Raw genomic sequence first — 7,511 nt, 5'->3', positions numbered from 1 at the left:
CCGCAATCACCACCTCCCCCTGCTGGGTCAACCTATCCAAATACTTGTGCAAACTCTGCACCGGGAACCCTGCCACTCGTACCCGTCCGAGTTCCTTTACCCCAGACTCCATGCTGGTGCCAATCATCTCCAGATGCTCGATCAAGGGCTGAGCGCCCTCAAAAAATGCCTCATAAAACCGCTGATCTGGCGACTGCACTAGCACGATCGCGTCGGGATACTGCTCTTTCACTACCAAGTATTGCCGCATATCACTCGGCATCTGCAATCGCTCATCCTCCGGTTCCTGCGGGGACATCCCCTCAACTTCGGGCTCCGCTTGCGCCTGAAGCTGGGCCTTAGCCGCTTCAGCGAACCCCTGCTGCACGATGTTTTTGGAGAAAATCTGAGCGAAGGCGCGATCCGGCAGCCGTGACTCCCCACCCCGCAAACTCTGCACCGCCGTCTCCTTAAACTCGATGTGGCTCTCTGCCCGCACCCGAAACACCATCTCCGAGTCGATGAACATATCCCCGTTCTGGGTCAGGTAGTGGGTCAGATACAACTCATCCCCCTGCCGCTCCACCACTAGCGGAATGAATGGCTCATTCTCAATCCGTAGATGGAACTCCTGGGAGCCCATCACCTCCTGCTCAATCCCCGCATTCCTCAAAAACCGCAGAATCCGTTTCTCCAATTGGCCCATCGGGGGCAGATTGGTTACAACTGGGGACACTGGAGCTTCAACCGCAGGTTTTTCCACGGCTGGTTTTGGACTGGGTTGGCTGGCGATCGTAACCGGCTGGGAAACAGCCGTGGGCTTAACCGTTTCCACCTCCACCTTCTCCAGTGTTGGCAACGACACTCCCATCAACTGCCGCGCCACCTCCTTAAACTCAAACGCTGCCAGCGTGTAGTTCCGCTGGTGCATCACTACTCCCAACACCCGCTCTAGTCGTTCTGGGGGGATGACCACTTCCATGCGATCGGCGACTGAATAAAAATCTGACCCCGCCGCCGCAATTAGATCCTCATCCAGGTAATACCGCCCACCCGACTCCTTCGACTTCGGCGCTTGCAGGATGAACCCGTTCCCCGCCTGCTGCGGCTTCAGCAGCAACAACTCATCGAGGGTCTTCACCGTCCCCTGCCGGTTGGTCAGATCTGTGAGAAACCGAAACACCTGCTGCGGCTCCTTAAACGCCACCGGCTCCTTGGTCAGCTCCGCCTCAATATCAAATCCCTTGGGCATGATCAGCCCCTGGCAGACTTCACCCCGGTAGTCGGTATAGTTCACCAGCTTGCCGTTGGAATACTTTTCAAACGCCTTGATCAGATTCCCCGTAAAGATCTGGCGGTTGACCCGCCCTGCCTCCTGCTGCATGTCGAACAGCGAATACACGCTATTGCCAAACCAATCTTCGGCTTGAACTGTGGCATCCAGCGAGCCGCTCCGCCCCGTGTTGAACTTCGACAAGGGCACCGTAATCTGTCGCGCCGCATCTGCCACCAAAATCCTCAACTTCCAACGGTTCGGTGCTGCCGGACTCCCAGATCGCTTCTTGGCATCCGCCCCAGCGACCACCCCATAGAGAATGGTCTTGCTGGCAGGCGTAACCAGGCGTAGCGGTGTCCCCGGTACGAACTGTTCCAGCACGCTAGAGACATGCGTGAGCTGCTGCTCAATACGATCGTTGAGTTTTTCAATGGCCTTGGTGTCCTGCTTTTGGGCCACTGCCGCCTGCCGATAGCGGTTTGTCTGCGTTTCCAACTCGGTAATTGTCGTCGCTACCTGTTGCCTGGCCAGCACAGACAGGGCATCTGGGTCATGGGCATCTACCGCTGATACTTCAGCTAACCCCACCGCCTCCCGCACCGCATTGATCGCCTGGAGCTGGGTCAGCGGCTTGCTCTCACTCTTCGCCTCCACCAACTCCAGATACACTGGCCCCGTGAACTCGCTGGCCGTCTCACTGTCATCGGCCATCACCTCCATCCGCGCCAGGGGACGAGCCTCCAAATCCAGCTGATCTGCCTCCAGAATGTTCTCCCCCATCGCCCTGGCCTGATCCACCAGGTCGCAGTACTCCGACTCAATCAGGCTGTAGACCGCTTCTTGTTCAGCAATGGGCAGCAGTGGAATCCGCCCCGTTACCCTTTTGATTAGGGCAATATCGGAGGCATCGTTTTCGGCCTTGGCGGCAGGAAAATCTAGCTTGGCATTCAGTTCCGGGTCATCCGCCAATAGCTCCGTCACCACCTGCTCGCCGTAGGGGTTCATGAAATCCACCACGGTGTTCAGCGAGATATCGGTCTCCCGTGCTGCTGTAGTGTTGGCATTCAGGCTCGCCATCTTGCGACAGAGGATCGCCCCCGGTCGTTTTTCTGCTGGGAGATCCCCCATCAACAACGTGTAGTTCGGTAGCGCCACCTGCCCGGTACGATGCACCCGTCCCAACATCTGCATGAACACATTGATATCTCGTTCCGCCTGGGCCACAATCATGTGGCGAGGCCGCTGATCAGCAAACTTCTCTGAGGCGTGCAGCGAAATCCCCGTAGAGCCCGAGCAGTTGAGCAGAATGACGTCCGCATCCCCGGCATTGAATCGGGCCACCGCATCGATCCTACCCTTGGCTGTCTTTTCCTCCCCCAGCCGTACTTTGTAGGCCATAGCGCCACCGGCCCCGTACTCGATGCCCGCCTTGCGCCCGGTGACTTCGGTAATCTGATAACCTGCCCGCTCCAGTTGCTGCTCGATGTAGTCGATGGGGCTGATGGGAATGCCGCTGAAGTCACTCTCGCGAATACAATCCAGCGCTTCCTTGTAGGCCAGAACGGCATCGCCCCCGAGTTGGTCATCGCTGAGGCGCAGCCGCGTGGAGTGGCCCCGGTAGTCTGTCACCACCACGTCTCTAGATCGCTCCAAATACCGTTCCAGCAGATCCCCAAAGGAGAGACTCATTGCATCCCCAGGGCTCAAATCCTGTGACTCGGCATAGGCCTCGATGAAGCTGCCCATGGTGTTGGCCACCGTAATTACGGGCTTTTCGCCCCGGTTCAATGCCGCAATGGCTTCCTCCACCGTTGCATCCGCCTTTTGGGCCAGCAATCCCTGTTCAATGCAGTTGTGCATCAGCGAGGTGAAGTTGGTACTCCGGGCTCCCACCTCGCCAATCGCTCCATCCTGCTTCAGGGCCTTCGCTTCCGCCTTGGCCTCATTACTGATCGCCTTCACTGCCTTCTGTTTAGCCCGGTCAAAATCCTTGATCGCCCGCATCGCCGCCGAGAAGTCATCGGCGACTTCCCGATCCACCGGCACGGTCTTGGCCTGAAACGAAATCCCCTCATAGGAGCGCTCCCGGCGCAGCATTTGCCCGGAGGCGACAAACTTGCTGGCGACAATCTGCTGAAGCGGTACCCCGCCACGGGTGAGGATATTCTCCAGCGCCGTCATACTGCTGACGCCTAACCGCAGATCGGTGCGCCGGGCATACAAATCCATCACATCCGCCCGTTTGGCGTAGGTCGCCGAGGAATAAAACACCCCCGAGGACAGGTCGATGAGTTCCCGCACAAAGTCAGCCCGATCCGGTGGCCCCGATTCTTTCCATCCCCCCTTGCTGCCCCCCGCCTGGTGGGCCTCATCTAGAATCAAGATCGCATTGGGAGCCATCTTGCGCAAAAAGTTTCGCCGCAGCGGTTCCTTCTTCCCGACGGTCTGAAGCTGGCTATAGGTGGTAAACACGGCACTGTAGCGGCCCAGATTGCCCCGCTGAATCATCGCCTGCATTTCCGCCTGTTGCTTCGCCGCCACGGCAGTCTTTAACGACGCGCCATTGGCTAGCGGAATCTCGGTGCCGCTATCGGTAATGAAGGGCGTAAACCGCCGCATCCCAATGTCCCCCACATCCCGCATCATGTCGGCGTAGAGCGGTTTGTCCTTGGTAACGAACAGGGCGATCTTCCCTTGCTGCTGGGCATAGCGCATGATGCTGGCACAGATGCGGCCCTTGCCGATGCCGGTCTGGTCGCCTGTAATGAACCCCGCGCCCCGCTCGATGTTGCTGATCGCCAAGGCTGAGGCATCGACCTGCTCCGCGCTGAAGTAGCCGTGGAGTTCTGCGACCGAACCATAGCCCAGGCGGGTAGCCAGGTACTCGTCAATGTCGCCGTGCTGCTGCTCAAAGCACTCCAGTGCCTGCTGGGCCGCACTGGCCATATTGAACGGAATCAGGGTTTGAGTCGAGAAGCCCTTGCTTTTGGGCACATAGGCCACTTGCCGGGGCTGGACATCGTAAGTGTCTACCGACGGAGCCACAGCCTCGCCGGTTGAAAGAGGGGTATTCATGGTGAGTTCTGGGTGAAGGGCTACAGGCTCAGTTCGGCTAGCCAGTCCTCTAGCGTGGTCTCGTCGTGCAGGCTTAGCCAGTCCAGATAGTCCGGATAGCTGGGGGTTACGGGCGTTACCGGAAAGATCCCCCCGTAATAGCCCAGTCGTTCCTGAAACCGCCAGTTGCTCCGAATCAAGGTCTCCGCCCACTGCTGACGCCAATACTCCAGGGCGAAGTCCGGGTCGTCGTCCGTCTCCAATATCGGAATCTCCTGAGCCCAGTCCAACTCGCTGAGGGTGGTGGCCAGCCCTTGTTGCGTCTCGATTTGGGAGGTTTCTAAGACGGAGTCCTGAATCATTCTGTCCAGCCGAGTTTGCATCAGCTGTAAGTAAGTCGCTTCGCTCAGCTGCTCTAGCGCTGGTGGCACCCTGACGATGAATAGCGTTCCCAGACCCTCCAGCGTCCAGAGGTTGGGAAAACTGGGATACTGGCGGGTCATGAACGGGTACATCCAGGGAGAAACGGGCCTGGTGGATAGGTTCATGGGAAATCAACTCCTTGAGTTCAGCAAACGACTTGTAGATAATCGGTACATCAGCAGCCGGTAACGGGCGTTCCGACCGGCCTCGGCCTGAAATCACAATCAAATCAATCGGAAAACCCGCGCCCTGTTTGCGGTACAGGTCACCCCAGATAGAAATGTGTTGGGTAACGGCGTACTGCTGATACAGGGCATAGAAGAAGCCTCGACTTTCCAGGCTGTTGTAGCGCTCAGACCGGAGCTCTTCGTCTGCCCCTAGCTTGCCACCCAGGATCAGAACGGCGCGACCATCGTCTTTCATCGCTCCTAGAGCTTGGAACGAGATCGCCTGATCAATCTGGGTCGTCCCCCGCGGGTTGCCGGGCAACCTGAACCGTTTACGCTGCCCCTGAGCATCTCGCACCGCCCCAAAGGGAGGGTTAGCAATCACCACATCGTGCAGGCGTTCTGGCTGATACTCCGCTGCGTCCCACTCCGTGACGCGGTACCCCTGAGCCCGCAGGTCAGCGGCGCGATCTGGATTGAGTTCATTGACGCTCACCTGGGTAGGGTCAGTTCCCACCAGCAATGCGCCATGTCCGGCAGAGGGTTCGTAGACGGTGGTATCTGGGGTAATGCCCGCCAGGGTAGAGGCTAAAAACGCGATGGGAATCGGCGTACTGTAGGCCTGCTGCAACACGCTGGTCGAGGAGCGGACATTCAGGGCTGGCTGGCGGTTGTGCAACTCGACCAGCCGCTCATAGGCATCGAGGGAAGTGGCCGAGGCTTGAAGAATCCCTTGGGCCGCTCGCACCACCGCCCCCTCCACCGCTTCATCCACCTGCTTGGCCAGCGCTGTGCCGGGGTTGACCGGTGTGCCCAACACCAGCGCCGCCTGTTGTCGGGCGGCGGTAATTGTCGTAAACCCTTCACCCCCCAGAAAATGGGCGGTGAAGTGGTTCACGAGCTGCTGTTGGGAATCTTCTACCATTCCTACTCACCCATGGCCATGCCGACAGCGCGGCTGCGTTGTCGGCTGTTCAGGGGCGTCACTGTCGCCGGTTGGTGCCGCTGCAAATCCTGGCTGAGTTCCCGGTCAATAAAGCGGAAGTAAGCCACATCCTTGGAGGTCAAAGCAGACCTGATTTTGCCGTTGTCGATGCTAAGAATCTGACCCCGCTCACCCGCTTGAATTTTCAGGCTGTTGGGGGTTTCTTCAATCCGGTACTGGCTGCCCCCTTGGAAGACTCGCTTGCCCTGGACATTGGGGCGACTGCCCGTGACATCAAGCAGTTTGCGGGCGGTTTTCGCCAGAGCCAGGGCAGTGAGATCGCGGGTGATGCCCATGTCCCCGGCTGGCGCAAGGTTGCCCAGCTGCCGCACCCGCATAGGAGGCTCAGGGGACAGACCATCCACCCCCTGGATCTGGATTTGCTGGCGGGCTTTCATAAAGTCGGCCTCTTGGGAGGCCACCAGGTCGTTTTTGAGGATGTCCAACCCCCAGCGAGTTTTGCGAGCCGTCATCAACTCGATGCCTTCGCGGTCTGAGACGGTGACCATGCGGCCCTTAGAGCTGATCACATAATTCTCAGCCACGTAGAAGCCTCGACCAGGGCTATAGGCAGTACCGTACTTTTGGAGCAAATCCACCGCTGTAGAGGCGACCTGCCGACTGCGGATATTTGCAGCCAGAGCCACCACCCGTTCAGTCAACTGCTGGGACGAGCGTCGCATCACCCGAGTGGTCTGCTGCATCCATTTCTGGGTGGCTTTTTCGATCACCTGCTGGTTCTGGCGTTCCATCACGTCGAGGATGGAAACCACTTTGGGTGAGGCCATGGCCAGGGGCTGAGCTGCAACTCGGGTGGGAACAGGCTGACTTGCAGATGGTTGTTGCTCTGGCACTACAGCCGTCACAAGGGCCGGAATGTCCTTGGCTGTGGAAACCTCGGGTTCTGCTTGCGCCTTGACCGGGGACAAAGGCGGTGGGATTGGGGCCACAGTATCGTTTGTCCGTTGCGGAGCCGAATCTGTTGGCCCTTGGACGACAGCAGGATGAGATACTTCCGCCTGGTTAGCCGAGTCAGGCTCCAGCCGGTTGGTCTCAACAGCCCCCTTGCTCATCCGGTAAACCAGCTCATCTCCAGCCTTGATATTGATCGTCCCTTTGGCCCCGGTAGTCGCCTCAGCCCCCGCTTGCGGAGGCGCATCTACTGCGGCATGGAGCAGCTTCAATGTATTGGCATTGAGCTTGTTGACGGGGTCTTTATCGGCATAGCCTTCGCGGTAGACAATCTCGCGGCCCATCTTGATCTCGATAGGCTCAGCAACAGCTTGGGGCGGATCCACGGCATCCTCGGGCTGAGAATCCTGTGCTTCAGTTTCCGAGTCTTGCTCCTTCTGTCGAGCCGCCTGTAGCCGCTCGCGCAGCATCTGGATAAATGCCTGTACAGCCTCGGCGGTTGATTGAGCCGTGGCCGCTGCCATTTCGCTAGAGGCCAGGGTAGTGTGAGCATAGTCCTGCTCAATTTGTTTCGCTTCTCCGGGATTTACTACGGCTTGCATGGTTCCTCCTTTAGGGGGTCTAGTCCTTCTAACTCCATCAGGGGCATGATTGTGATGCGGTTAATCACCTCCAGCCCTTGAACCGAAAAGTAGGCGGTGTCGCCATCGATCAA

2 protein-coding genes are annotated in these 7,511 nt (G+C 58.4%); both read right to left on the bottom strand.

Going from position 1 to position 7,511, the window contains the following annotated elements:
* Positions 1 to 5,824: strawberry notch C-terminal domain-containing protein (locus tag IQ273_RS27805; RefSeq protein WP_228054002.1), on the bottom strand; the 5,824-nt coding region annotated here is incomplete at its 3' end.
* 2 nt (positions 5,825 to 5,826) lie between these two features.
* Positions 5,827 to 7,398 (bottom strand): hypothetical protein, encoded by a 1,572-nt coding sequence (locus IQ273_RS27800; RefSeq protein ID WP_194026374.1) that lies wholly within the window; start codon positions 7,396 to 7,398, stop codon positions 5,827 to 5,829.
* Positions 7,399 to 7,511 lie beyond the last annotated feature (113 nt).

The organism is Nodosilinea sp. LEGE 07298 (genome assembly GCF_015207265.1).
Classification (GTDB): domain Bacteria; phylum Cyanobacteriota; class Cyanobacteriia; order Phormidesmidales; family Phormidesmidaceae; genus Nodosilinea.
This window is presented reverse-complemented; position numbering and strand designations above follow the sequence as displayed.